The organism is Kitasatospora sp. NPDC001261 (assembly GCF_042896795.1).
In the GTDB taxonomy this organism is placed as follows: Bacteria; Actinomycetota; Actinomycetes; order Streptomycetales; family Streptomycetaceae; genus Kitasatospora.
Genome location: NZ_JBIAXP010000013.1, coordinates 1 through 23,360, shown reverse-complemented (window position 1 = coordinate 23,360; position 23,360 = coordinate 1). Strand labels below are relative to the sequence as shown.

The 23,360-nt window shown below is 75.0% G+C and carries 22 protein-coding genes; 8 read left to right on the top strand and 14 right to left on the bottom strand.

What is annotated here, in order from left to right:
* Positions 1-29 precede the first annotated feature (29 nt).
* Positions 30-1,025, bottom strand: a complete 996-nt coding sequence (locus ACFY4B_RS18395) for a zinc-dependent alcohol dehydrogenase family protein (RefSeq protein WP_387968840.1) — start codon at positions 1,023-1,025, stop codon at positions 30-32.
* 184 nt (positions 1,026-1,209) lie between these two features.
* Between ACFY4B_RS18395 and ACFY4B_RS18390 the strand changes: the two genes are divergently transcribed.
* Positions 1,210-2,178: a phosphotransferase family protein gene (locus ACFY4B_RS18390; RefSeq protein ID WP_387968837.1), complete on the top strand. Its 969-nt coding sequence runs from the start codon at positions 1,210-1,212 to the stop codon at positions 2,176-2,178.
* A gap of 94 nt (positions 2,179-2,272) precedes the next feature.
* Here ACFY4B_RS18390 and ACFY4B_RS18385 read toward each other — a convergent pair whose 3' ends face one another.
* The 5 genes from ACFY4B_RS18385 to ACFY4B_RS18365 all read right to left on the bottom strand — a co-directional run bounded on the left by ACFY4B_RS18385 (position 2,273) and on the right by ACFY4B_RS18365 (position 5,817).
* Complete coding sequence (locus tag ACFY4B_RS18385) at positions 2,273-3,016, bottom strand: SUKH-3 domain-containing protein (RefSeq protein WP_387968834.1); 744 nt, start codon at positions 3,014-3,016, stop codon at positions 2,273-2,275.
* Positions 3,013-3,435: a YwqJ-related putative deaminase gene (locus tag ACFY4B_RS18380; protein ID WP_387968831.1), complete on the bottom strand. Its 423-nt coding sequence runs from the start codon at positions 3,433-3,435 to the stop codon at positions 3,013-3,015. Before ACFY4B_RS18380 ends, ACFY4B_RS18385 begins: the two co-directional genes overlap by 4 nt.
* A 217-nt stretch (positions 3,436-3,652) precedes the next feature.
* The gene (locus tag ACFY4B_RS18375; RefSeq protein WP_387968828.1) at positions 3,653-4,903 is read right to left on the bottom strand and encodes an MFS transporter; all 1,251 of its coding nucleotides are present in this window, start codon (positions 4,901-4,903) and stop codon (positions 3,653-3,655) included.
* A gap of 101 nt (positions 4,904-5,004) precedes the next feature.
* Positions 5,005-5,322 (bottom strand): helix-turn-helix transcriptional regulator, encoded by a 318-nt coding sequence (locus ACFY4B_RS18370; RefSeq protein ID WP_198959518.1) that lies wholly within the window; start codon positions 5,320-5,322, stop codon positions 5,005-5,007.
* A 108-nt stretch (positions 5,323-5,430) separates the two neighbouring features.
* Positions 5,431-5,817, bottom strand: coding sequence for a VOC family protein (locus ACFY4B_RS18365; protein ID WP_049660971.1), 387 nt, complete (start codon positions 5,815-5,817; stop codon positions 5,431-5,433).
* Between the two features lie 379 nt (positions 5,818-6,196).
* Between ACFY4B_RS18365 and ACFY4B_RS18360 the strand changes: the two genes are divergently transcribed.
* Positions 6,197-6,559: a hypothetical protein gene (locus ACFY4B_RS18360; RefSeq protein WP_049661667.1), complete on the top strand. Its 363-nt coding sequence runs from the start codon at positions 6,197-6,199 to the stop codon at positions 6,557-6,559.
* A gap of 165 nt (positions 6,560-6,724) precedes the next feature.
* Here the strand turns inward: ACFY4B_RS18360 and ACFY4B_RS18355 are convergent, their stop codons facing one another.
* The gene (locus ACFY4B_RS18355; protein ID WP_380737684.1) at positions 6,725-7,405 is read right to left on the bottom strand and encodes a TetR family transcriptional regulator; all 681 of its coding nucleotides are present in this window, start codon (positions 7,403-7,405) and stop codon (positions 6,725-6,727) included.
* 82 nt (positions 7,406-7,487) lie between these two features.
* Between ACFY4B_RS18355 and ACFY4B_RS18350 the strand changes: the two genes are divergently transcribed.
* Positions 7,488-8,471 carry an oxidoreductase gene (locus ACFY4B_RS18350; RefSeq protein ID WP_387968825.1) on the top strand — a complete coding sequence of 328 codons (984 nt, stop codon included), beginning with the start codon at positions 7,488-7,490 and terminating at the stop codon, positions 8,469-8,471.
* 543 nt (positions 8,472-9,014) lie between these two features.
* Entirely contained in the window at positions 9,015-9,515 is a 501-nt protein-coding gene (gene tpx / locus ACFY4B_RS18345; protein WP_049659074.1) for a thiol peroxidase, read from the top strand.
* 251 nt (positions 9,516-9,766) lie between these two features.
* Here the strand turns inward: tpx and ACFY4B_RS18340 are convergent, their stop codons facing one another.
* On the bottom strand, positions 9,767-10,819 hold the full coding sequence (locus tag ACFY4B_RS18340; RefSeq protein ID WP_387968823.1) for an alpha/beta hydrolase: 1,053 nt from the start codon (positions 10,817-10,819) through the stop codon (positions 9,767-9,769).
* A gap of 122 nt (positions 10,820-10,941) precedes the next feature.
* On the opposite strand from ACFY4B_RS18340, the gene ACFY4B_RS18335 reads away from it, so the two are divergent.
* The gene (locus ACFY4B_RS18335; RefSeq protein WP_387968820.1) at positions 10,942-11,598 is read left to right on the top strand and encodes a TetR/AcrR family transcriptional regulator; all 657 of its coding nucleotides are present in this window, start codon (positions 10,942-10,944) and stop codon (positions 11,596-11,598) included.
* A 555-nt stretch (positions 11,599-12,153) separates the two neighbouring features.
* Here the strand turns inward: ACFY4B_RS18335 and ACFY4B_RS18330 are convergent.
* From ACFY4B_RS18330 to ACFY4B_RS18320, 3 genes are all read right to left on the bottom strand, one after another.
* Positions 12,154-12,699, bottom strand: coding sequence for an SMI1/KNR4 family protein (locus ACFY4B_RS18330; protein WP_387968817.1), 546 nt, complete (start codon positions 12,697-12,699; stop codon positions 12,154-12,156).
* A gap of 313 nt (positions 12,700-13,012) precedes the next feature.
* Positions 13,013-13,450 (bottom strand): VOC family protein, encoded by a 438-nt coding sequence (locus ACFY4B_RS18325; RefSeq protein WP_387968814.1) that lies wholly within the window; start codon positions 13,448-13,450, stop codon positions 13,013-13,015.
* Positions 13,451-13,677: 227 nt separating this feature from the next.
* Complete coding sequence (locus tag ACFY4B_RS18320) at positions 13,678-15,327, bottom strand: alpha/beta hydrolase (protein ID WP_387968812.1); 1,650 nt, start codon at positions 15,325-15,327, stop codon at positions 13,678-13,680.
* 166 nt (positions 15,328-15,493) lie between these two features.
* On the opposite strand from ACFY4B_RS18320, the gene ACFY4B_RS18315 reads away from it, so the two are divergent.
* Positions 15,494-15,895, top strand: coding sequence for an Imm7 family immunity protein (locus ACFY4B_RS18315; RefSeq protein ID WP_387968809.1), 402 nt, complete (start codon positions 15,494-15,496; stop codon positions 15,893-15,895).
* A gap of 387 nt (positions 15,896-16,282) precedes the next feature.
* Here the strand turns inward: ACFY4B_RS18315 and ACFY4B_RS18310 are convergent, their stop codons facing one another.
* Genes ACFY4B_RS18310 through ACFY4B_RS18300 form a run of 3 tightly spaced genes read right to left on the bottom strand, consistent with a single transcriptional unit; the run spans position 16,283 to position 18,323 of the window.
* Positions 16,283-17,038: an SDR family NAD(P)-dependent oxidoreductase gene (locus tag ACFY4B_RS18310; RefSeq protein ID WP_049656301.1), complete on the bottom strand. Its 756-nt coding sequence runs from the start codon at positions 17,036-17,038 to the stop codon at positions 16,283-16,285.
* On the bottom strand, positions 17,035-18,021 hold the full coding sequence (locus ACFY4B_RS18305) for a 3-oxoacyl-ACP synthase III family protein (RefSeq protein WP_049656304.1): 987 nt from the start codon (positions 18,019-18,021) through the stop codon (positions 17,035-17,037). Before ACFY4B_RS18305 ends, ACFY4B_RS18310 begins: the two co-directional genes overlap by 4 nt.
* Before the next feature lie 41 nt (positions 18,022-18,062).
* Entirely contained in the window at positions 18,063-18,323 is a 261-nt protein-coding gene (locus ACFY4B_RS18300; RefSeq protein WP_049656300.1) for a hypothetical protein, read from the bottom strand.
* Between the two features lie 1,340 nt (positions 18,324-19,663).
* Here ACFY4B_RS18300 and ACFY4B_RS18295 point away from each other — a divergent pair.
* Positions 19,664-20,557: a class I SAM-dependent methyltransferase gene (locus tag ACFY4B_RS18295; RefSeq protein WP_074006253.1), complete on the top strand. Its 894-nt coding sequence runs from the start codon at positions 19,664-19,666 to the stop codon at positions 20,555-20,557.
* 44 nt (positions 20,558-20,601) lie between these two features.
* Entirely contained in the window at positions 20,602-22,566 is a 1,965-nt protein-coding gene (locus ACFY4B_RS18290) for a flavin-containing monooxygenase (protein ID WP_387968806.1), read from the top strand.
* The last annotated feature ends 794 nt before the right edge of the window (positions 22,567-23,360 follow it).

The window sequence follows — 23,360 nt, the reverse complement described above, 5'->3', positions numbered from 1 at the left end:
CCGGCGGGGGGCTGGCCTCCGGTGGTGGTTCAGTCGCCGACGGTCAGGACGATCTTGCCGATCTGGGTGCCGGCCTCCAGGTAGCGGTGGGCCTCGGCGACGGTGTCGAGGCCTTCGAAGACGCGGTCGACGGCGGGGGTGAAGGAGCCGTCGGCCAGGCCGGCGGTGACGAACGCGTGGGCGCGGCGCAGGCGTTCGTCGTCCCGGGTGACCTCGTGCATGGAGAAGAAGCGGCTGGTGACGGGGGCGAAGGTGTCCTGGCCGGGCATCGGGGTGTCGCGGGGGTCGAGGCGGCCGTAGACGGTCAGGCGTCCGCCGGGGGCCAGGGTGCGGGCGAGGGTCAGGACGCCGGGTCCGGCGACGGGGTCGAGGACGGTGCGCACGCCGGATCCGCCGGTGGCCACGTCGACGCGGGCGAGGAGGTCGTCCTCGCCGGTGACGACGACCTCGGCGGCGCCGGCGTCCAGCAGGTGCCGGGCCTTGGCGCGGGTGCGGGTGGTGGCGATCGGGTGGGCGCCCAGGCGGCGGGCGGTGCGGATGGCGGCCAGGCCCACGCCGGAGGCGGCGGCGGTGATCAGCACGTGGTCGCCGGGGCGCAGGTGGCCGTCCTCGGCGAGGGCGCCGTAGGCGGTGAGGTAGGGCATCCACACGGCGGCGCCCTGGGCGGGGGTGAGGCCGGCGGGGTGGGGGACGGCGGCGCGGGCGGGGACCAGGACGTGGGTGCCGTAGACGCCGTAGTCGTTCTGGGAGAACGCGGGCACGGTGTCGACGCGGTCGCCGGGCGTGAAGGCGGTGACGCCCTCGCCGACGGCCTCCACGGTGCCGCTGGCCTCGTAGCCGAGGGTGGCGGGCAGGCGCGGCCGCTCCAGGTAGGTGCCGGCGCGGAAGAGGGCCTCGGCGCGGTTGAGGCCGATCGCGGCCACGCGCAGGCGCAGTTCGCCGGGCCCGGGTTCGGGCAGGGGGCGCTCGCGTACGGCCAGTACCTCCGGTCCTCCGGTGGTCTCGAAGACGACGGTCCTGGGCATGGCGGGCCCCTCCCCCTGGGTGCGGTGCGGATCGGCGTCCAGCCAACCCCGGGCGCGCCCCGCCTGTCAAACTTCGACACCTGTCGGAATAGAGGTCTTCTGTCCGTGGTTGTACGGGAGTTGACTCTTCGTCAGGCCTGCTCGGGGCGGGTCGGGCGGGGGCGGGGGCGTAGGCTTGCCGTCCATGATCGACGGTGGGGACTGGGGCCAGGGGTGGGACGGCACGCGCCGGTGGGTGGAGGGGCTCCTCGCGCCCGGTGAGCGCGTCACGGCGGTGAGCGCGCTCACCGGCGGGTGGACCTCGCGGATGCGCCGCGTGGACGTGGAGCGGGCGGGTGGCGCGGGCCCGTACGCGCTGGTGCTGCGCTCCTTCGTCAAGCCGTTCTACCGCCGCCACGCCCCGGGGCTGCTGGCCCGCGAGGCGGCGGTGCTGCGCCTGCTGGAGGGCGGCGGCGTCCCGGCGGCGCGCCTGCGCGCGGTGGACGGGTCGGGGGCGGTGTGCGAGCACCCGTCGCTGCTGATGACGCACCTGCCCGGCACCGTGCGGGTGGCCGAGGACGGGGAGGCGGGGCGGCGCGCGGGCCTGCTGGCCGCGCAGCTGGCCGCCGTGCACGCCCTCGACGTCGCCGAGGAGGACCGGCCGCGCGCCTGGCAGGCGTGGACGGCCCCCGAGCGCGTGGAGGTGCCCGGGGGCACCGCCCGCGCCGGGCTGTGGCGGCGGGCGGTGGAGGTGATCGGCGGCGCGGTGCCCGCGCACCGCTCCTGCTTCCTGCACCGCGACTTCCACCCCGGCAACGTGCTGTTCACCGGCGCGGGCGCCGACCTGGCCGTCAGCGGGGTCGTCGACTGGGTGGAGACGTCCTGGGGGCCGGCCGACCTGGACGTCGCCCACTGCTCCACCGCCCTGGCCCTGCTGCACGGCCCCGAGGCGGGCCTGGCCTTCGCCGACCGCTACACCGCCGCCGGCGGCCGCACCCTCGCCGACGGCCGCGACCACCTGTACTGGCGGCTGCTGGACGCCCTCGCCTTCGCCCCGGACGCCCGGAAGGTCGCCGAGCCCTGGCGCGAGCTGGGACGCGCCGACCTGACGCCCGCCGTGCTGACGGGACGCCTGGAGGACTACCTGCAGGCCCTGTTCGACCGCTACGCCTGAACCCGCCCGCGCCCCGGGGGCCCGGGGCGCGGGGTGCCCGGGCGGGTGCCGCGGCGCCGCCGCGACGCGGGCGGCGGGACGAGCCGCCGGCGCGTCAGCGGGCCGGGTACCACGCGCGGTACATGTCCAGGACGCGGTCGGCGGGCAGGGCGGGCATCTGCGTGACGAGGCCGTTGCGGCGGTCCACGACCAGGCAGCCCGCGCCCACGTTCGCGAGCGGGTCCGGGTCGGCGAAGACCGGGAAGGCCAGCCAGCCGAGCTCGAACTCCCGGAGCACGACGTCCACCGCGCCGAGGGGGCCGCCCCGGACGGCGCGGTGGCGGGCCAGGTCGCGGGCCCTGGCCTCGTCCGCCGGTTCGCCGGGGGGAAGCGGGGCCGGCGCGGCCGGGTCGAGGCGCCTCGGGCGCCGGCCCTCGACCAGGGCGACCAGGGCGCCGTCGAAGGAGTCGGCGACCTTCCACAGGTCGCCCCAGAACAGGTGGACGGCGCCCTCGGCGTCCATCGCGAGCCGCCCGCGTCCCAGGTCGTACTCCCCGACGGGCACCAGGTCCGGGCCGTACCTCGCGCCGTGGGCGCGCAGGCTCCGGTCCGCGTGGAGCCCGGCCCCGGGATCGATCCGAAACGGCATCCGGGACATGTCCGCACCCGGCCCGTACTGGTGGACGGTCATGCCGCCGAACTCCCGCAGCACGGCCATCACGGGGGCCGGGACGTACGCGGCCGGGTCCCCCCACGAGCGCAGCCGGGCCCGCAGTTCGCGCTCGGGCAGGCGGACGCCCTCGTACCGGCCGGCCGCGGTCAGGGCGCGGAGGACGGGGGCGGGGAAACGGGACGTCACAGCGCGGGCGCCTCCACGACCCGCACGCCGAGCGCGTCGAGCGCGGGTGCGCACGACGAGCAGGGCGGGATCGGGCGCTCGTGCGCCGGATCGCCGGGCTCGCGCAGCAGGATGCCCGCGATCACCGCCCCGGACAGCAGCAGGCCCATGCGCTCGATGACCCGGTCGTGCCCGGGGTCGTGGACGCCTTCGGCGACGAGCGCCGCCCGCGCCTCGGCGGCGACCCGCGACAGCAGGACGACCTCCGGGCAGCGCCCGTGGAACAGCGAGCGCATCGCGGGCGCGGTCCGGTCCAGCAGGCTCCGCACGGCCGGGTGCGCGTCCGTCGTGGCGGTGTGCGTGCTGGTCGCCGTCACCGCCTCGGCCCCGGGGCGCAGCAGTGCGGCGCCGACGCCCGGCGGTATGTCGTCGTCGGACATGGTGCGGCATCAACTCGTCTCGTGTCGTGGCCGGGTGCGGCGCGCGGGAGCGCCGCGACGGCCGGCGGCGGGGGCCGGTGACACGGTAGCGGCGGGCCGCCGGGGTTCCCGCGTGCGGGCCGCGCGGGCGGCGCGGGTACGGCCGGGGGTCGGGGGCCGGCGGGCGGGTGCGCCCCCTGCCCGGGGCGGGGCAGGGGGCGCGGGCCGGCGGGGCCGGTCAGGGGGCCGGGGCGGGCCGGGGCTCCTCGTGCCGCGGCTCGTCCTGCCGCGGCTCGTCGTGCCGCGACTGCTGGTCGGGCTGGGGCCGGGGCGGGTCCAGGCGGCGGCGCAGGAGGACGGCGGCCAGGGCGGCGGCGGCGAGGGCGGCGCCGGCCAGGGGCAGGTGGCGGGGGCCGGCGGTGGTGACGACGGCTCCGCCGAGGGTGGTGCCCAGGGTGATGCCGAGGTTGGAGAAGGAGATGAAGAGGCTGTTGCCGAACTCGGGGGCGTCGGTGGCGTCGCGGGCGAGCCAGGCCTGGGCGACGGCGAGGCCGCCGGAGTGGACGGCGCCCCAGAGCAGGACGGCGGCGAGCATGGGCAGGGGGTGGGGGCCGGCGGCGTCGACCAGGAGGTAGAGGGCGAGGTAGAGGAGCGGGTAGGCGGTGACGGTGCGTACGAGGCCGCGTTCCAGCAGGCGGCCGAAGAGGATGTTGCCGGCGGTCATGACGACGCCGAAGGCCATCAGGACGGGGCCGGTGAGGGAGGGGGCGAGGCCGGTGACGCTCCCCAGGTACTCGGCGATGTAGCCGTAGCCGCTGAACATCGCGGCGAACACCAGGGTGACGGCGGCGACGGCCAGCCACAGCCGGGGCCGGCGCAGGATGCCCAGCTGTCCGGCGTAGGTGGGCGGCGCGGTGTCGGGCAGGTCGGGGAAGAAGGCGAGGACGCCGGCGCAGGCGAGGAGGTTGACGGCGCCGGCGGCCCAGAACGCGGCGGGCAGGGAGATGTGCTCGGCGAGGTAGGAGGTGACGGGCACGCCGAACGCGAAGCCGGCGCTGACGCCGGCGAAGACGGTGGTGGCGGCGCGGGCGGCCTTGCCGGGCGCGGCCAGGCGGGTGGCGGCGGTCAGGGCGAGGGCGAAGAAGACGGGGTGGAGCAGCGCGGGCAGGATCCGGAACGCCAGGACGAGCGGGAAGGAGTGGCCGAGCGCGTAGACGGCGTTGGAGACGGCGAAGAGGGCGAGCGCCGCGGCCAGGACGGTCTTGCGGCGCAGCCGGGAGGCGAGCAGGACGCCGACGGGGCCGGTGGCGGCGACGGTGAGGGCGAAGGCGCCGACCAGCCATCCGGCGGCGGCGGGGGTGACGTGCAGGCGTTCGGCCAGGGAGGGCAGGACGCCGACGACGCCCATCTCGGTGGTGATGATGCCGAACACGCCCAGTGCCAGGACCGGGACGGCCAGGGCGTTTCGGGCGGGAGCGGTGCGTGGCACGACAGCCTCCATTGGATACACAAATCTAGATAGTTGGATGTGTTTGGGTCGAAGAAAAGGGGGCGCCGGGCGGGCGCCCCCCGAAGCGGGGTGGGGCGGGGTCAGAGTTCGTCGCGCACGTACGCGGCGAAGGCGGCGATGGTCTCCTCGTCGCGCCGGTAGAACGTCCACTTGCCGACGCGCTCGGACACCAGCAGCCCGGCCTCGCGCAGGATCTGGAGGTAGCCGGAGACCACCGACTGGGACAGCCCCGAGCGCTCCTGGATGTCGGTGACGCACACGCCGATGTGGAAGCCGACGCCGCGCTCGCGGTAGTACGGCTCGTCGAAGTAGCGCTCGGGCGTCTTGAGCCAGCGCAGGAAGTCCGCGCGCGCCGGGTTGGCGAGCGCCTTGTGCACGGCCAGCGGGTCCAGGTCCACCGCACACGCTCCTTCCGCCGTCCGGCCCCTCGGGGACGTATCTAATATTCTGGATACGATCCGGGGTGTCAAGGCGGGGCGCCCTCGGGGACGGGGCTCGGGGCGGGGTCAGTGGTACTGGGCGATCTGGAGGAGGTTGCCGCAGGTGTCGTCCAGGACGGCGGTGGTCACCGGCCCCATGGCCAGCGGCGCCTGGGTGAAGCGCACGCCCAGGGCGCGCAGGCGCTCGTACTCGGCGTGCACGTCGTCCACGGCGAAGGAGGTGGCGGGGATGCCGTCGGCGGCCAGGGCCGCGACGTAGGCCCTGGCGGCGGGGTGCCGGTCGGGCTCCAGGAGCAGCTCGGTGCCGTCGGGCTGTTCGGGCGACACGACGGTGAGCCAGCTGTGGTCGCCGAGCGGGACGTCGGCCTTCTTCACGAACCCCAGCACGTCGGTGTAGAAGCGCAGGGCCTTGTCCTGGTCGTCGACGAAGACGCTGGCCAGGTTGATCCTCACGGGGGCTCCCTCGGGTGGTTCGGGCCCGGGCGGGCGGGTGGGCGGCGGTGCGCCCGGGCGGGCGGGGCCGCGCGGCGCGTTTCGCACTCCACCGTCGGCCACCGCCCGGCCGCGGGCAAGCCGCGCGGGACGCGGGGCGGGGTGGGACGGGCCGCGGACTGACGGGTCGGCAGCCGGCGGGCGGTGCACGCCGGGCGACAGGCGGGTGGCGGGCGGTGCGCGCCGGGCGGCGCGCGGCCCGGGGCCGTGGTGGCGCGGGTGGCACGGCGGCGCGCCGGTGGTTCACTCGCACGAGTGATTGTGACGCTGTGCGCAACGGCGGACACTCTGGGTATCCGGAGGGCTCGTGGGGGGCTCTCCCGGCGCAGGGAGTGCCGCCATGGCCGCAGTCGAACCTTCCGCCTCCGAGGTCCCGCAGATCACGCACAGCTCGCTGCCCGCCGGCCGGGACGAGGGCCTCGCGGCCATCGGCGGCAACGTCGGCTCCGTGAACCGGGCCTGGTGGACGTGGAGCCCGGGCAACGGGACCTTCAACCTCCAGCTGTCCTGGAACGTCATCGGGATCGACTCGACGGTCGTCATCACGGCCTCCGAGATCGACTCCAACGGCAACCGGTTCGTCGGCGCCGCGGCCTTCCAGGTCTCGAGCATCGCCCCGGGCAACGGCGTGGTGACCTTCAAGATCAGCATCGGGTGGAACAGCCCGCTGCCGATGCGCACCGACGTCGTGGTCTTCAACTGAACCGGCCGCCCGGACCGGCGCCCGCACCCGTACGGTGACGGCCCGTCCGGCAGGCGCCCGCCCCGTGGCACCCGCGGACCCCTCCGCGGGCACCGCGGGGCGGGCGCCTTGCCGGATACCCCGGGGCGACCGGGAGGGCGGCGCGGCCCGACGGCGCCGCAGGAGTCAGGCCGTGGCGGGGGCGCCGCCGGGGGCGGGGGTGCGCACGACGGCGTCCAGGGCCGGGGCGATGACGGCGAAGCAGCTCCCGGTCAGCGCGGCGGGGTCCACCGCCGCGCCGCCGCCGCCACCGGAGGCGCCACCGGCAGCGTCGTCGTCGGCGCTCCAGCGCTGGAGCACCGTGTGGAAGGCCGCCAGCGCCATGTCCGCGGCCAGCCGCGGGTACAGCTCGCGCCCGGCGTCCAGGCCGAGGCGGGCGGCGAGCTCCTCGGCGAGGTCGTCGCGCCACTGCGCCTGGCGCTCCAGGAAGCGCGCGAGCAGGGCGGGGGTGGACAGGACCAGCCGCACCACCTGGCGGGCGCGCTCCTCGTGGCCGGCGCAGTCCTCGACGCTGCGCCACACCGCGTGCCGCAGCGCCACCGAGGGCGCCTCCCCCGCCGGGCGGCGGGCCAGCTCCTCGCGCATCGCCGCGCCGAGCGCGCCCAGGAACCGGACGACCACGTCCTCCTTGGACGCGAAGTAGCGGAAGAACGTCCGCTTGGACACCCCCGCGGCGGTGGCGATCTCGTCCACCGTGACGGCGTCGAACCCGCCGCCCGCCAGCAGCTCCAGCGCCGCCCGCGTCAGCTCGTCGGCCACGAGCTGGCGTTTGCGCTGGGCCAGGGTGGCGGCGGGTCGGGAGGTCACCGCCCCATCCTAGCCCCCACGCCACACACGACGCTCAATGCCCACCTTGACACTTGGTGACAGGAAGGGCACCTTGAGCCGTATGAGTCGTACGCCCCGAAGCAACCACACCCCCGACCACAGCCCCGCCCCCGCCCCGGGCCCCGGCCCGGAGCCGCAACCGGACCTGGACGGGCGGGTGTTCGTCGTCACCGGCGCCACGAGCGGCCTGGGCCTGGCCACCACCGACGCCCTCGCCCGCCGCGGCGCCCGCGTCGTACTCGCCGTACGCGACGAGGACAAGGGCCGGCGCGCCGCGGCCCGCGTGAGCGCCGCCCACCCCGCCGCCCGCCTGGAGGTACGCCGCCTGGACCTCGGCGACCCCCACTCCGTGCACGCCTTCGCCACCCGCCTGCGCGCCGACGGCGTCCACCCCGACGTCCTGGTCAACAACGCCGGCGTCATGGCACCCCCGCGCACCCTCACCCCGCACGGCCACGAGCTCCAGTTCGCCGTCAACCACCTCGGCCACTTCGCCCTCACCGCCCACCTGATCGACCTGCTCGCCCAGGGCCGCGACCCGCGCGTCGTCACCGTCACCTCCGCCAACCACCGCCGCGCCCGCATCGACTTCGACGACCTCACCGGCGAGCGCGCCTACTCCCCCATGGGCCACTACAACCAGTCCAAACTCGCCAACGCCCTCTTCGCCCTCGAACTCCACCGCCGCCTGAGCGCCGCCCGCAGCCCCGTGCGCAGCGTGCTCGCCCACCCCGGCTACGCCGCCACCGCCCTGCCCCGCGCCGGCGCCGTCGCACCGGTACGGCTGCTGTTCGGGCACCTGCTGCGCCCGCTCGCGCAGACGCCCGCCCGCGGGGCGCTGGCACAGCTGCACGCGGCGACCGCCCCCGGGGTGCGCGGCGGCGAGCTGTACGGGCCGGGCGGACCGGGCGAACTGCGCGGGGCCCCGGCGCTGACCTCGCCCGCCCCTCGCGCCCAGGACCCGCGGGCGGGCCGGCGGCTGTGGGAGGTGTCGCAGGAACTGACCGGGCTGCGGTTCACCGTGCCCGCGGCGGACGGCGCCTGACCCCGGAGCGGGAGGGGGGTGAGGGGAGGTCACGACCGGCGCGGCGCGGTGGGGCGCAGCGGGGCACGGGGGGGGGACCGCGCTACGGCAGCGGACACGGCCCGACGGCGGCGGCGGCCGGGGCCGCGGCGGCAGGCTCGCCCGCGGGTGCCGCCTCCCCCGTGACCGGGCGGCAGGTCCCGGCCCACCCGTCGCCCCGCCCTCGTCCGCCGGGAACGCCGGACCGGTCCCGGCCAGGGGGCGGCCGGACACCACCGGCGCAGGGCGCGGCCGTACGGCGGGCGGGGACGGGCGCGGCCGTGCGGCGGGCGGGGGCGTGTGGTCGGCGGGTTGACGGTCTGTGCGGCGGGGCCCGCGGGGTGGGCCCCGTGCGGGCCGGTTCGCCGCTTCCCTGTCCGGGTCCCTGTTCCCGCTTCCCGCTGCCGTTTCCTGTTCCGGCCGGTCGGGGTGTCCGGTATTGGTGGTCGCCCCGGGCGGGGGTGGGGGCGGGCAGTAGGATCGGCGGCGTTGCATCCCGTACACACTGCTGGTAGGAGGCTTTTCATGGCTCAGGTCACGCTGAAGGGGAACCCGGTGCAGGTCGGTGGCGCGCTGCCGGCCGCCGGCAGCCAGGCGCCGTCGTTCACGCTGGTCGGCGAGGGGCTCGCGGACGTGTCGCTGAAGGACTTCGCGGGTCGGCGCAAGGTCCTGAACATCTTCCCCAGCATCGACACCCCGACCTGCGCGACCTCGGTGCGCACGTTCAACGCCAAGGCGGGTTCGCTGGAGAACACCGTGGTGCTGTGCGTGTCGGCGGACCTGCCGTTCGCGCAGGCCCGGTTCTGCGGCGCGGAGGGCCTGGAGAACGTCAAGACGCTGTCCACCCTGCGCGGGCGGGACTTCCACGACGTCTACGGTGTGGCGATCGCCGACGGTCCGCTGGCCGGGCTGACGGCGCGCGCGGTCGTCGTCCTGGACGAGAACGACACCGTCCTGCACACCGAGCTGGTCGCGGAGATCGCCGACGAGCCGAACTACGAGGCCGCGCTCGCCGCCCTCGTCTGACCGGCCGGCACCGCGCCCGCGGTGCCGACCCCTTTTGTGGTGCGGCGGCCCGCCCCCGTGTCCCGCCCGTCCCCGCTCCGGCGGGACGGGCAGGACGGGGGGCGGGCCGCCGTCGCTTTTGCCCGTCCCGGACGCGCCGGGCGGAGGACGACCGCCGTGGCGGGCGTCCCGTGGCGGGCGTCCCGCGGCGGGCGTCCCGCGGCGGGCGTCCCGTGGCGGGCGTCCCGTGGCGGGGCGCCGGGGCAGCCGGTTCAGGCGGCCAGGGTGTCCTTCAGCCAGGGGGCGATCAGGGCCATCGCCTCGCCGAAGCGGGAGACGGCGCAGTGGCCGGTGTCCGGGATCAGTTCGACGCGGGTGTCGCGGCGGCCCTCGAACACCAGGGTGTCGGCCTGGGGGACGTGGACGTCCTCGGTGCCGTTGACGACCAGCATCGGCCCGTTGGCGTCCCGGTCCAGCAGCGGGCGCAGGTCGAATCCGGCGAAGGCCGCGTCGAGTTCGGCCCTGGTGGGCGCGGTGTCGAAGCCCAGGGCGTTGCCGACGATGCCGTCCATGCCGAAGGCGAAGCCGCGGCCGGGGGCGAAGGCGCGCTCGACCGGGCCGCCGAGCACCACGGAGGCGTCCACCGCCCCGGTCAGCCCGGTGCGGGCGGAGTAGTAGCCGCCCATCGAGATGCCGAAGTGGCCGACCTTCCCGTTGCCGGCCGCGCGGGCGAAGGCGACCAGTGCGGCGATCACCTCGTCCCCGCCGTGCGGGGTCATCGGCAGGTGGGCGCTCTCGCCGGTGCCGGGGAGGTCGAACAGCAGCAGCCGCGCCGGCAGGGCGAACGCGAGCTGCTCCCACATGCCGTGCAGGTCGGTCTTCCAGGAGTCCACGCCGCCGCTGGCCAGGACGAGGGGCGCGTCGGCGGGCAGGCCGGGGGCGGCCATCAGGTGGACCGGCACGGCGGCCTCGCCGCCGCGGTGGGGGACGGTGAGGACGCGGCGCTCGAACTCCACCGGGAAGCCGGGGGCGGCGAGGACGTACTGCTCGACCTGGCGGGCGAGCGCGGTGCGCTTGGGCCCGTCGGCGAGGGAGGGGAACTTGGCCCAGCCGTACGCCTGCGCGGCCTCGCGGTGGCGCCCGGCGGCGGCGTGGCGGGCGGCGAGGGCGGACCACTCGTACACCCACCCGCCGGGCCGGTCGGGCCACATCACGGTGACGGCGGCGCGGACCGCGTCCACCTCGCCGGCGGGCAGGCCGAGGGTCATCTGCGGGTAGCGCTCGACGAACAGGTCCCGCGGGTCCAGGGGCCAGGTGAAGGACATGGTGGTGCCTCCTGTCGCACTCAAGCTTCTTAAAGCCGGAACACTTGCGTTAACGACTATGCGCCCGCACCGGCACCTAACGCAAGCAGCCCTGCGTTAGTGTGGTGGCCGAGGTGATCGACATGACCGAACACGAGCCGGAGCCGGAGTCGGAGCCGCAGTCGGAGCCGCCGCCGGTGCGCCGCCGCCCGGGCGGGCGGGCCGCGCGCGTGCGCCAGGCCGTCCTGGACGCCGCCGCGCAGGTACTGGCCGAGGAGGGCGTCGACCGGCTCACCGTCGCCGGGGTCGCGGCCCGCGCCGGCGTCAACGAGACCACCGTGTACCGGCGTTGGGGCACCCGGGAGAAACTCGTCCTGGACGCCATGCTCACCGGCAGCAACGAGGGCGTCCCCGTCCCCGACACCGGGGCCGTCCGCACCGACCTGGCCGCCTTCGCCCGCGCCCTGGCCCGCTACCTCGCCACCCCCACCGGCCGCTCCGTCGCCCGGGCCGCCGCCCTCAGCGCCGACGACCCCGACCTCGCCGAGGCCTGGCAGACCTTCTGGCACTCCCGCCTCGACCAGGCCGGCGCCATCATCGCCCGGGCCGTGGACCGCGGGGAACTCCCCCCGGACACCGACACCGCCCTGGCACTGGAACTGCTCTGCGCCCCCCTCCAGACCCGCTGCCTGCTCGGCCACCGCCCCGACGAACCGGACCTGCCCGAACGCCTGACGGACCTGGTCCTGGACGGCCTGACGGGCGGGAACCGGGCCACCGCCCCCCGGCAGCGCCCCTGACACCGGCCGCCCCTCCCCCGGCCCCGGCCCGGCGAAGGGGGCGCCGTCGGCCCGACGGCATGCCCGCGCACGCCGGGCAGGACGACCACTCCCCCGGAACCGGCCCCGGCCCGGCGAAGGGGGCGCCGTCGGCCCGACGGCATGCCCGCGCACACCGGGCAGGACGACCACTCCCCCGGAACCGGACGAGCGGCCCCGGAGCAAGGCCCTGGCCCACGTCCTGCGACCGGTGACGGTACGCAACGGGTCACGTGTTCCCACCGGGCCCGTAGCGGGTTCCGGCGGCCAGCAGCCGGCGGTCGCGACGCAACCACGCTCCCTGTTCAGGGAGTTGCCGTTCCCGTCGGCACCGGAGGCGACCGTCGCCGGGGGTGGGACCGGACGTCGGGAGGCGGCGGGCGCGGTGAGCGGGACGCGGCGGCCGGCCCCGATCGTGGCCGCCCGCCGCCGAGCGGACCCGGGAAAGCCAACGGGGCCGGGCGAGAGGGCCGTTGACCACCGGCAGCCCCGCTCAGGCCACCGGCAGCCGGTGGCCGCCTGCGGACGCCGTGCGGGTCACAGCGGCCGGCGCCAGTGGCGGTAGGTGTGCGGGGTCCTGGTGAAGCCGCTGTCGCCGAAGGGGTTCGCCAGCGTGCCGTCGAGGGTTCCGGCCAGGAAGTCGCCGAAGCCCGCCGCGAAGCGGACCCAGCGTTCCTCCCGGTATGCGGGCTGGCGCTTGAAGACGACGACGTCCCAGCTGTCCGGGTCGCGGGTGTCGCAGAGCCAGAAGACCACGTCGCTGTTGGCGCTGCTCGCGAAGGGCAGGAGCCTGCCCTTCTCCAGGTCCTCCGGGGCGGTGCCGGTGGGGGCGGCCGGCTCCTGCCGGGGGTCGAAGTCCAGTGCGTCGAGGAGGTCGCCGTACGGGGAGCCGTCCACCGGCGGCGTGCTGACGCCGAGGTACTCGTCCAGCTCGCCGCCGCCGTAGAGCGCGACGAAGTCGCGGTAGTCGGCGGGCAGGCGCAGGCCCGTGGTGCGGGCCAGTTCGTCCCAGTCGACGCTGTCGCCCGGGGTTCCCGGCTCCCCGATCAGGGCCGAGAGGCGGGTGACGGCCGGATGGACCATGGCGGTGTCCCCTTTCGTGGGCGGCGGGTTCCGGGCGGTCACCGTACTACCCGGCGTCCCGCCCGGTGAAGGTCGAGCGGGCTGTCGGACCAGCGCCCGTCCCGCCGGGCCCCGACCGCCCAGGGCAGCGGAGCGGCGGACTTCCGGGCACCCGCAGGGCGCCATACCGCGCGTCGTGAACCGCGAAGACCTGATCGCCGCCCTCGAACGACACGGGACCGACGGCGCCGGCCGGGTGGACCGGATCGGCCGGGACGGCACCCGGGATCCCGGCTTCCGGGGACCGCGGCCGCCGGGAGGGGAATGTCCGTTGTCAGACCACGCAGAACTCGTTGCCCTCCGGATCGGCCATCACCACGTGGTCGGGCCTGCCCCACAGCTCCTCCTCACGGACCACCGTCGCCCCCGCGGCGGTCAGCCGCTCCACCGCCTCGACCACGCGCGGCCACCGCACCTCCCACGGCGTCACACGGCCGCCGCCGGCCTGCACGTCCACGTGCACCCGGTTCTTCACCGCCTTCGGCTCCGGCACCTTCAGGAAGGACAGGGCGGGACCCGTCCCCTCGGGATCGCAGAGGTACGCGCCGTCGTCCCACTCCTCCCGCGGGACCCCGTGGCAGGAGAGCCACTCCTCCCAGCTCCCGAACCCCGCCGGCGCGGGCCTGTGCACGTAGCCCAGCGCCAGCGCCCAGAACCCGGCCAGCCTCGCCGGGTGCGCGCAGTCGATCGTCAGGCTCCACCCGGTCGCCATGCGGCCCTCCTCGCTCGGATGCCGCGACCGTACCGCCCGCCGCCGACACCACCGCCGACACCACGGCCACACCGCCCGCGGGCGCCCCGCACGACGCGGACCGCGACCCGCAACGACCCGCCCGGGCCCCGGAACCGACCCGCCCGGGACAGGGGGCGGGCGCCGCCCCGACCGCGACGGCGGCGACGGCGGCGGCCCGTGCAGCCGCCACCGCCGTCCCCGGAGCGCTACGCGAACGGCCGGCGGTCCGGCGCGCAGACCGTCCCGGGCGCCGGCAGCCGGCCCTCCACCAGGTAGCGCTCCTGCGCCCCGGCCGCGCAGGCGCTCGGGTTGCCCAGGACCGTGTGCCCGTAGCCGTCGACGGTCAGCAGGCGGGCCCCGGCGAGGGTGTCGGCCATCGCGCGCGAGCCCTCGTAGGGCCAGGCCGGGTCACCGGTGTTCGCGACGACCAGCACGGGCGCGGCGGTGCGGCGGTCCCACGGCCCGTCGTAGCGGTCCCGGGCGGCCTGGGAGGGCCAGGACGCGCAGCGCTGGGTCTGCCACACCCAGTACGGGCCGACGGCGCCGGAGCGCGTCTCGGCGAGGGCGGCCAGGGCCGGGTAGTCGGCGCCGGCGGGCGGGTTGGCGGTGTCCGCGCACAGGGTGCCCAGGGTCTGCGCCTGCCCCGACAGCGCGCCCGGCGCCGGTGCCGGGGCCGGGGTGGGGGCTTGCGGTGCGTCGGGGGCGGTCCACAGCTGCTGCAGCCACGCGCCCAGGGCCGCCCAGCCGCTGTCGGGGACGCCCGGCAGCGGCGCGGCCGTGTACAGCATCGACGCCACGGTGGACACCGCAAAGGCGTAGGTCACCTCCCGCGCCGGCGTGCCGGGCGCGAGCGGCCCGCGGCGCAGCCGCTCCAGGAGGGCGGCGAACCTGGCGCGGGTCGCGTCCGCGTCGCCCGCCGCGAACGCGCACGCCGCGGGGCCGGCGGCGGCGCAGCGGTCGAGGAAGGCGTCCAGGGTGCGGGCGGAGGCGAGGTCGCTGCCGGTGCGCAGGAACGGGGGCAGGGCGCGCTGCCGGGGGGTGCGACCGGTGGACCAGGCGCGCGGGTCCAGGGCGCTGTCCAGGACCATCGCGCGTACCCGGTCGGGGAAGAGGTTGGCGTAGACGGCGCCGAGCAGGGTCCCGTACGAGGTGCCCCAGTAGGTCAGGCGCCGGTCGCCGACGGCCTGGCGCAGCAGGTCGAGGTCGCGGGCGGTGTCGGCGGTGGACAGGTGGGCGAGCAGGCCGGTGGTGTCGTTGTCGGCGCAGTGGCGGGCGAGGCCGGTGTAGGCGCGGGTCCAGGCGCTCTGCTGGTCGGCGGCGGTCGGGAAGCCGGCGGGCAGGCCGTCGAGGAGGGCCTGTTCGGCGGCGGGGTCGGGGAAGCAGTGGAGGGTGGTGGAGGCGCCGGTGCCGCGCGGGTCGAAGCTGACGATGTCGAAGCGCCGGCGGACCTGTTCGGGGAAGAGGCCGTAGACGGCGGGCAGGGCCGCGGTGCCGGGGATGCCCGGGCCGCCGGGGTTGAAGAACAGCGAGCCGATGCGGTGGGCCGGGTCGGTGGCGCGGTGGCGGATCAGGGCCAGGTCCAGGGGTGTTCCCCGCGGGTCGCGGTAGTCCGTCGGCACGGCGGCGGTGGCGCACTCGAAGCCCTGGGCGCAGGGCCCGTCCCAGTGCAGGCGCGGCACGGGCGCAGCGGGCGCGGCGGTGTCAGCGGGCGCGGCGGGGTTGTCGGCGGTCGCGGCGGGCGCGGCGGTCGCGGTGTGGGCCGGGGCCAGGGCCGCCAGCACGAGCACGGCCGCGGCAGCACGGAACGCGGTACGCGAAACGGTACGGAAGGCGGTGGCGGGCCGGGGTCGGGGCACGGGCGGCTCCCTCGTCGTCGTGTGTTCCTGATCGGGCGTCACCGAGTCTTGCGTCGACCGCTGTCGGCACACCGGCAGGACGCTGTCCCGCCACTGACACACCACCGTCACCACCGGCACCACCCACAGCACGGGCGGCGCGCGGCCGCTCAGTAGGCTGCGGCCCATGTTCGAGTACCACGGCTGGATCAAGGTTCTGGAGAGCGCCGGCGCCGACGACGAGGAGTACGACGACGACCGTCTCCACCTGATCGTCGGGGGTATCGAGGAGCGCATCCGGGAGATCGGCAGCCCGTACCTGCTCGATCTGCGGTGGATGAACGGGGAGGTGTTCGTCCACTTCGGCGGCTTCGCGAACCACCGTGACGCGCGGATCCCGGCGTTCTTCCGCGAGGTCGGTGAACGGGCGCCGGGCTCCTACGGCCTGCTGCACGTACGCGACGACGAGGACCCCGGCCGTGAGAACGAGGTCCTCGTCCACAGGATGGCCCGCGGACAGGTGAGCGAACACACGGATCCGCTGCTGTCACCCTGCATCCCCGTCCTGGAGGACCCGTTCCAGGGGTAGGACGCGACGCCGGCCGGACCCGCCGCAAGGGGAACGACAACGCCGGCCGGCCACAGGCCGGCCAGGCGGGCGGGCGGCTTCCGGGACGGCCGGCGGGCGGTGGCTGGCGGGGCGGGGCGGGGCTGCCGCTGCCGCGCGCCCAGCCGGGGCCTGCCGCGACACCCCCGAGCGGGAACGCGGGTGCGCCCCCTCGGCCCCCTGTCCGGCACGGGGCCGGACAGGAGGCCGAGAGGGCGCGGCACGAGGCGACCCGCGGACCGGCCACCGGCCACCGGCCACCGGCCACCGGCCACCGGCCACCGGCCCGGAGCGGACCCGGGCGGACGGACCCGGCCGCCCCGGACGGACGGGTCCGGCGGCCCGGCCCCGGGTGCCCGGGGCGCCGGGTCAGGTGATGGAGGCCCCCGAGTCGATGCTGATGACCTGGCCGGTCATGCAGTCCTGGTCGAGGAACAGCGTGATCGAGCGGGCGACCTCGCGCGGGGTGACGAACCGCGGCACCGGGACCTTCTCCCGCATGCCCGCCACCACGTGCTCGGGCAGGGTGTCCGTCATGCCGGTGATCATGAATCCGGGCGACAGGGCGTTGACGGTCACCCCCCGGCGGCCGCACTCCGCCGCGAGCGTGCGGGTCAGCCCGATCAGGCCGGCCTTGGACGCCGAGTAGGCGGTCTGCCCGGCGGTGGCGATCAGCGCCGACGGGGAGACGATGTTCACCACCCGCCCCCAGCGGGCGCGCAGCATCGCCGGCACGCACGCCCTGGCGGTGTGGAAGGAGCCGACGAGGTTCGTGTCGATCACCTGCCGCCACTCGGCGGGGTTCTGCATCGCCATCAGCGCGTCCTTGCGGACCGCCCCGTTGTTGACGAGCACGTCCACCGGCCCCAGCGCGGCCTTGACCTGCTCGTACATCGCGGTGACCGCGTCCCAGTCGGCGACCGAGCCGCTCACCAGCACGTGGTCGTTGACCAGCTGGGCGGCGACCTTCTCCGCCCCGGCCCGGGAGCTGTTGTAGTGCACCGCGACCCGGCAGCCCGCCGCGTCCAGCGCCAGCGCCAGCTCGCTGCCCAGCCCCCCGGAGGCGCCGGTGACCAGCGCCACCGGGGAGTCGGGCCTGGCGCCGAAGGCGTCCTTGCCGCTCACCGCGCCACCCCTCCCCACGTCAGCAGGACCGAGCCCCACGTCATGCCCGCGCCGAACCCGGCCAGCAGCACCGTGTCGCCGTCCTTGACCCGACCCGAGTCCAGGGCCTCCGCCAGCGCGATCGGGATCGACGCCGACGCGGTGTTCCCGTAGCGCTCCAGGTTCGTCACCAGCCGGTCCGCGGGGATCCCCGTGTGGGAGAGCACCGAGTTGATGATCCGGATGTTCGCCTGGTGCGGGATGACGTGGTCGACGTCCTGCGGTGTGATCTTCGCCTGCTCCAGCGTCTCGCGGATCGTGCGCACCGTGTAGCGCACGGCGTTCAGGTAGATCTCATTGCCGTTGATCTGCGCGTAGTGCAGGCCCTCGGCGACGGTCCGCTCGGTGGTGGGCATCCGCGAGCCCCCGGCGAGGACCTTCAGGCTGTTCTTGCACGAGCCGTCCGCGCCCAGGTTCCACGCCCGGATGCGGTCCACCGCGCCCGGCCGCAGGACCACCGCGCCCGCGCCGTCGCCCACCAGGATCGACAGGTCCCGGTCCCGCGGGTTCGCGGTCAGCGTGTGGGTGTCCGAGCCGATCAGCAGGATCGGGCGCGGGTCCATGCGCAGCAGGCCCGCCGCGGTCACCAGCCCGTACACGAAGCCGGCGCACTCGGAGTTCACGTCGTGGGCGCTGCCCGCGATGCCCAGCTCGTCGTGGACGAACGCCGACGTCGCCGGCGAGGGCTGCTCCGGGGTCGCCGTCGCCACGATCAGGTGCGCGATGTCCGCGCCCGTCAGGCCCGCGCGTTCCAGGGCCCGGCGCCCGGCCTCCACGGCCATCGACGCCGTGGTCTGCCCCGGGCCCACCGCCCTGCGCTCACGGATCCCGCACCGCGAGACGATCCAGTGCTCGTCCACGCCGAAACGCTCCGCGAGCTCGGCACTGGTCACCACCCGTTCGGGCACCGACATGCCCCAGCCGGTGACGTCGAAACCGCTCACCACCCGACCCCTCTCCTCGTCCGCCCGCCCGCGCCGGGTTCTCAGTTGGCCTCGGCCGGCACGAGCGCCAGGATCCGCTCGTGGACCACCCGCAGCGTCGTCGTGTCGTCGATGTCCGCGAACAGCGACTCGTCCGCCGGGATGTGCGGGTACTGGTTCTGGAAGCCGTACAGCCACTCCATCAGGTCCAGCGAGTCGACGTCCGCGATGTGCTGCAGCGCGGCGTCCGCGTCGATCTCCTGCGCACCGGAGACCGCCTGGAGCTGCTGGGCCAGGTCCTCGATCGTGGGAATCTGAGACATCAGTGATCGTTCCTCTCCTCGCCCACCCCCGTTTCCCGGGTGATGGGCACGTCAACGCGTCGAATGAACATGCCAGGAACAACCGCCGCCACCCCGCCCCGCACCCGTACCCCGACCACCCCGCCCACCGGCCGACACATGCGGACGGGCGGGCAGGCGGACTGGCGGACGAACGGACGCGAGCGGGCCGGCAGACGGGCAGACGGAACCGGGCGCCTCGGCGACACCCCGCACAGGGCCTGGGCGAACCCGTACCCGCGGACCCGCACCGCACCGCTCCGGAGAACCCTCCCGGCCACCCGCACCACCGCACCGCCACCCGCACCACCGCACCGCCGCCCCCGGCCGGCCCCCGGACACGCGCCCCCGCACCCCGCCCCCGGGAACACACCACACACGGCACCGAGGGGACGGACGAACGAGCGGACACACGGCCACAAGGAACGGACGGACGGACAACAAGCAGGCGGAACAGAAGCAACGACGGGCGGGACGGGCGGGACAGCCGGCGGGAGAACCCTCCGGAACAACACGGCACGACCCCCGGGAACAGCGGTCGACACCACCCGGGAACCGAAGCACCCCCCGCGACAGGCCGTGGGGGCCGCGTGTCTTGCCGAAACCGCATGAAACCCGCCCCCACGCAACCGGCCCGCAACCCACCCACCCCCCGCCCCCTTGCGCACCGCTTGCGAGACACACGCTTACCTGACCCACAACACACCGCACCCGCACGCACACCACCCCGCCGTACCGGCCCGCACGGCGACCACCGCACAACACCGGCCCGGCACCACACCAGGCGCCACCGACCACCCGGCCGGACACCGCACCCGCCACCCCGGACGACACCAACCACCCGGGGACGCAGCCGAGTTCAGCAAGACCACCCGGGCGTCACCCAGCCGCCCGACACGGCAGACACCGAAGAACCGCGAACGGCCGCACCGCCCGCCCCGGACGACACCAACCACCCGGGACAGCGGCCGAGTTCAGCCGGAACCACCGCCGCACACCGGACGGCACCCAGCCGCCCTGAACGACGGCCGGCCCAGCACCACACCACGCGGCACCGAACGGCCCGACCGTTCTCCCGGACGGCACCAACCACCCGGGACAGCCGCCGAGTTCAGCAAGACCACCGCCGGACACCGGACGGCACCCAGCCGCCCACCGCAGGCACCAGGACAGCGGCCGGACCTGTCACCCCGGCCCGCACCGGGCCGACCACCACGGAAACGGCCCGACCGGGCCGCCCACCCGCCCACCCCGCACCGGCCGACCCACCGCCGTCCGACAACCCCACACACCCACAACCGTCAACCGAGGGGCCCCATCCCATGACCACCGTCGAAGCCCGCACCATCAACCCCGACGTCGAGGCCATCCGCCACCACTACGAGGTCCCCAACGAGCTCTACCGGCTCATCCTCGGCCCCACCATGATGTACTCCGGCGGCTACTGGGAGGACGGCGAGGACCTCGTCGCCGTCCTCGACGAGGCCCAGGAACGCAAACTCGACGCCTTCACCGACCTCGCCCGCGCCGCCCACACCGACACCGTCCTGGACATCGGCTGCGGCTGGGGCACCATGCTCAACCGCCTCACCACCGTCCACGGCGTCAAGAAGGCCGTCGGCGTCACCCTCTCCCGCACCCAGGCCGACTTCGTCGACGCCCTGAACAACCCCGCCATCGAAGCCCGCGTCGAAAGCTGGGAAGACCACCGCCTCGCCGACGGCCAGGCCCCCTACGACGCCGCGTTCTGCATCAACGCCCTCGAACACTTCGTCCTGTCCTCCCTCACCCCCAAAGAGCGCACCCAGCGCTACCGCGTCTTCTTCAAGCAGGTCCACTCCCTCCTCAAGCCCGGCGCCCGCTTCGTCCTGCACACCATGACCGTCGAGAACCCCCCGCTGCGCCGCCAGCTCCTCGACGACCTCAAGTTCCTCCAGCGCGAGGAGTTCGAAGGCTGCCACATCCCCCGCCTGCCCGAACTCGCCGCCGGCCTCGACGGCCTCTTCGAGGTCACCGAGATCCGCAACGAACCCGAGTCCTTCGCCCGCGCCTGCCGCGCCTGGCTCCAACTCCTCGCCGCCCGCCGCGACGAAGCCGTCACCATGACCGACGAGACCACCGTCGCCCGCTTCGAGCGCTACCTCGACATCTTCGCCTACACCCTCGAAGACCACATCTTCAACAACTTCCGCGTCACCCTCACCCGCCGCGCCTGACCCCCGGGCCCACCCAGGACACCCGAGACAAGGACACCGACGCCATGACCACCACCCCCGCCCCCAACCGCACCACCAACACCACCACCACCGGCACCGGCACACCCACCGACGCCAGCACCGGCACAGCCCCGGCGGCGGGGGTGGCCCCCACCCCCACCACCAACACCACCGGCACCAACACCGCGGGCACCGCCACCGGCACCGGCACGGGCACGGCCGGCAGCGGTACGGCCGCCGGTACGGCCCCCGGCAGCGGCAGCAGCACGGCCACCGGTACGGCCACCGGCAGCGGCACGGCCACCGACACGGGAACCAGCACGAGCACGACCGGCGGTGCGTCCGCCTCCGGCACGGGCGCGGCCGCCTCCGGCACGGGCGCCACCACGACCGCCCCCCGCACCCCGCACCGCACCACCAGCACGGCCACCGCCGCGGCCATCACCGCGGCCATCACCGTCGCCGCCACCGCCGGCACCACCGCCGGCACCGAGCACGCCACCGCCCCCCACCCCACCGGCGACCTCGCCGTCCGCCACCTCAAAGTCGCCGTCATCGGCGCCGGCATCTCCGGCCTCGGCACCGCCATCGGCCTCCTCAAAGCCGGCATCGACGACTTCCTCGTCTTCGAACGCGCCACCGACCTCGGCGGCACCTGGCGCGACAACACCTACCCCGGCTGCGCCTGCGACGTCCAGGCCCACCTCTACTCCTACTCCTTCGCCCGCAACCCCGACTGGAAATCCACCTTCGCCACCCAGGCCGAAGTCCACGCCTACCTCAAGGACTGCGCCACCCGACACGGCGTCGACCCCCACCTGCGCTACGACCACGAACTCCTCGACGCCACCTGGAACGACACCCACCACCACTGGGACATCCGCACCAAACACGGCCGCTACACCGCCCAGGCCCTCATCACCGGCACCGGCTACCTCTCCGACCCCGCCATCCCGAACATCCCCGGCCTCGACACCTTCACCGGAACCGTCTTCCACTCCTCACGCTGGAACCACGACCACGACCTGACCGGCCGCAACGTCGCCGTCATCGGCACCGGCGCCTCCGCCATCCAGTTCGTCCCCGCCATCCAACCCGACGTCAACCGCCTCGACCTCTACCAGCGCACACCCCCCTGGGTCGCCGCCAAACCCGACAAGCCCAACACCCCCCGCCACACCTGGATGCTCCGCCACCTCCCCGGCTACCAGCGCTTCCGCCGCACCTTCAACAAACACGGCCGCGAAATCGTCGCGTTCTTCATGTCCCGCCCCTCCCGCACCACCGGCATGAAGAACATGGCCGCCGGCCACCTCAAGAAATCCGTCACCGACCCCGCCCTGCGCGCCCGCCTCACCCCCGACTACACCGTCGGCTGCAAACGCCTCCTCTTCTCCAACACCTGGTACCCCGCCATCCAACAACCCAACGTCGACATCGTCTCCGACACCATCACCCGCATCGGCCCCACCCACATCACCACCACCGACGGCACCACCCGCCACATCGACACCATCATCCTCGCCACCGGCTTCACCGCCACCGACCGCCCCGTCGCCCACCTCATCCACGGCCGAAACGGCCACACCCTCGCCGACACCTGGAACCGCGACGGCATGACCGCCCACCGCGGCACCACCATCCACGGCTTCCCCAACCTCTTCATGCTCCTCGGCCCCAACACCACCCTCGGCCACTCCTCCCAAACCGTCATGATCGAAGCCCAGATCACCTACATCCTCGCCGCCCTCAAAACCCTCCACACCCACCACCTCACCACCCTCGACGTCCACCCCCACGCCCAAACCACCTACAACAACACCCTCCAAAACCGCCTCAAAAACACCGTCTGGAACACCGGCGGCTGCACCAGCTGGTACACCGACACCAAAGGCAACAACCCCTCCATCTGGCCCACCTACACCTGGCGCTTCCACCACCAAACCCGCACCTTCGACCTCACCAACTACCAAACCACCACCCACACCAACCACACCCCCAACCCCTAACCCACCACCCACACCCGGCACCCGCACACCCGCCCACGCCCACGCCCACGCCAACGGCCTACACGCGCCCACACCCGCACGCACGCGCCCACGGCCCGAACAAGGACGAGGACACACCAACAAGGCCAACAGGCACCGGGAACAAGAACAACGGGCAACGGACAACGAGCAAGGGGACAAGGGGACAACGGACAGGCCGGCCCACACCACGGACCGGCCACCCACCCCACAACAACAACACACGACACGGGCGGCGGGCAGCAGGCAGCACGGCCAGGACCGACGAAGCCAACGCGGTGAGACCCGAAGACCGGCAGGAACACACAGCACCGGGCACGGGCCCAGCGGGCAGCGGCAGCGGCAGCGGCAGCGGCAGCGGCAGCGGCAGCGGCAGCGGCAGCGGCAGCGGCAGCGGCAAAAGCCAGCACGGCCAGGACCAACGAAGCCAAATGCGCTGAGACCCGAAGACCCGCAGGAACACCCAGCACGGCCAGCTGAAGCACAACAGCAACAAAGCCGGCCCCCCGCCACCACAACCAGTACGACCAGCGAACAGGCAGCGCCGGGACAACCGGGCCAGCAGCGCCAACCGGGCAGCTGCCAGGACCAAGCCGGTGACGCCGACAAGGCCGGTAACACCAGCAGGAACCAGCACGGACGCAAGCACTCGCAGCACGGCACGACCGACCGGAAGGGCCGGTCCACCTGGGCGACGGGACCGGCAGGAACCACCGGCGACACCCGCAAAACCAGAGCACCAGGACCAGTACCGACAGCAGGAACAGCCGGCAAGG

What these genes read in the sequence shown, in the direction of transcription:
- ACFY4B_RS18340 (WP_387968823.1), bottom strand. Translation starts at nt 10,819, where the DNA reads ATGTCCTTCACCTGGCCCCTGGACCCGCGGGACCTGTTCGTCGAGCGC.
- ACFY4B_RS18295 (WP_074006253.1), top strand. Translation starts at nt 19,664, where the DNA reads ATGACCACCGTCGAAGCCCGCACCATCAACCCCGACGTCGAGGCCATC.
- ACFY4B_RS18325 (WP_387968814.1), bottom strand. Translation starts at nt 13,450, where the DNA reads ATGGCGACCGGGTGGAGCCTGACGATCGACTGCGCGCACCCGGCGAGG.
- ACFY4B_RS18300 (WP_049656300.1), bottom strand. Translation starts at nt 18,323, where the DNA reads ATGTCTCAGATTCCCACGATCGAGGACCTGGCCCAGCAGCTCCAGGCG.
- ACFY4B_RS18350 (WP_387968825.1), top strand. Translation starts at nt 7,488, where the DNA reads ATGAGTCGTACGCCCCGAAGCAACCACACCCCCGACCACAGCCCCGCC.
- ACFY4B_RS18335 (WP_387968820.1), top strand. Translation starts at nt 10,942, where the DNA reads ATGACCGAACACGAGCCGGAGCCGGAGTCGGAGCCGCAGTCGGAGCCG.
- ACFY4B_RS18380 (WP_387968831.1), bottom strand. Translation starts at nt 3,435, where the DNA reads ATGTCCGACGACGACATACCGCCGGGCGTCGGCGCCGCACTGCTGCGC.
- ACFY4B_RS18290 (WP_387968806.1), top strand. Translation starts at nt 20,602, where the DNA reads ATGACCACCACCCCCGCCCCCAACCGCACCACCAACACCACCACCACC.
- tpx (WP_049659074.1), top strand. Translation starts at nt 9,015, where the DNA reads ATGGCTCAGGTCACGCTGAAGGGGAACCCGGTGCAGGTCGGTGGCGCG.
- ACFY4B_RS18360 (WP_049661667.1), top strand. Translation starts at nt 6,197, where the DNA reads ATGGCCGCAGTCGAACCTTCCGCCTCCGAGGTCCCGCAGATCACGCAC.
- ACFY4B_RS18315 (WP_387968809.1), top strand. Translation starts at nt 15,494, where the DNA reads ATGTTCGAGTACCACGGCTGGATCAAGGTTCTGGAGAGCGCCGGCGCC.
- ACFY4B_RS18390 (WP_387968837.1), top strand. Translation starts at nt 1,210, where the DNA reads ATGATCGACGGTGGGGACTGGGGCCAGGGGTGGGACGGCACGCGCCGG.
- ACFY4B_RS18395 (WP_387968840.1), bottom strand. Translation starts at nt 1,025, where the DNA reads ATGCCCAGGACCGTCGTCTTCGAGACCACCGGAGGACCGGAGGTACTG.
- ACFY4B_RS18330 (WP_387968817.1), bottom strand. Translation starts at nt 12,699, where the DNA reads ATGGTCCATCCGGCCGTCACCCGCCTCTCGGCCCTGATCGGGGAGCCG.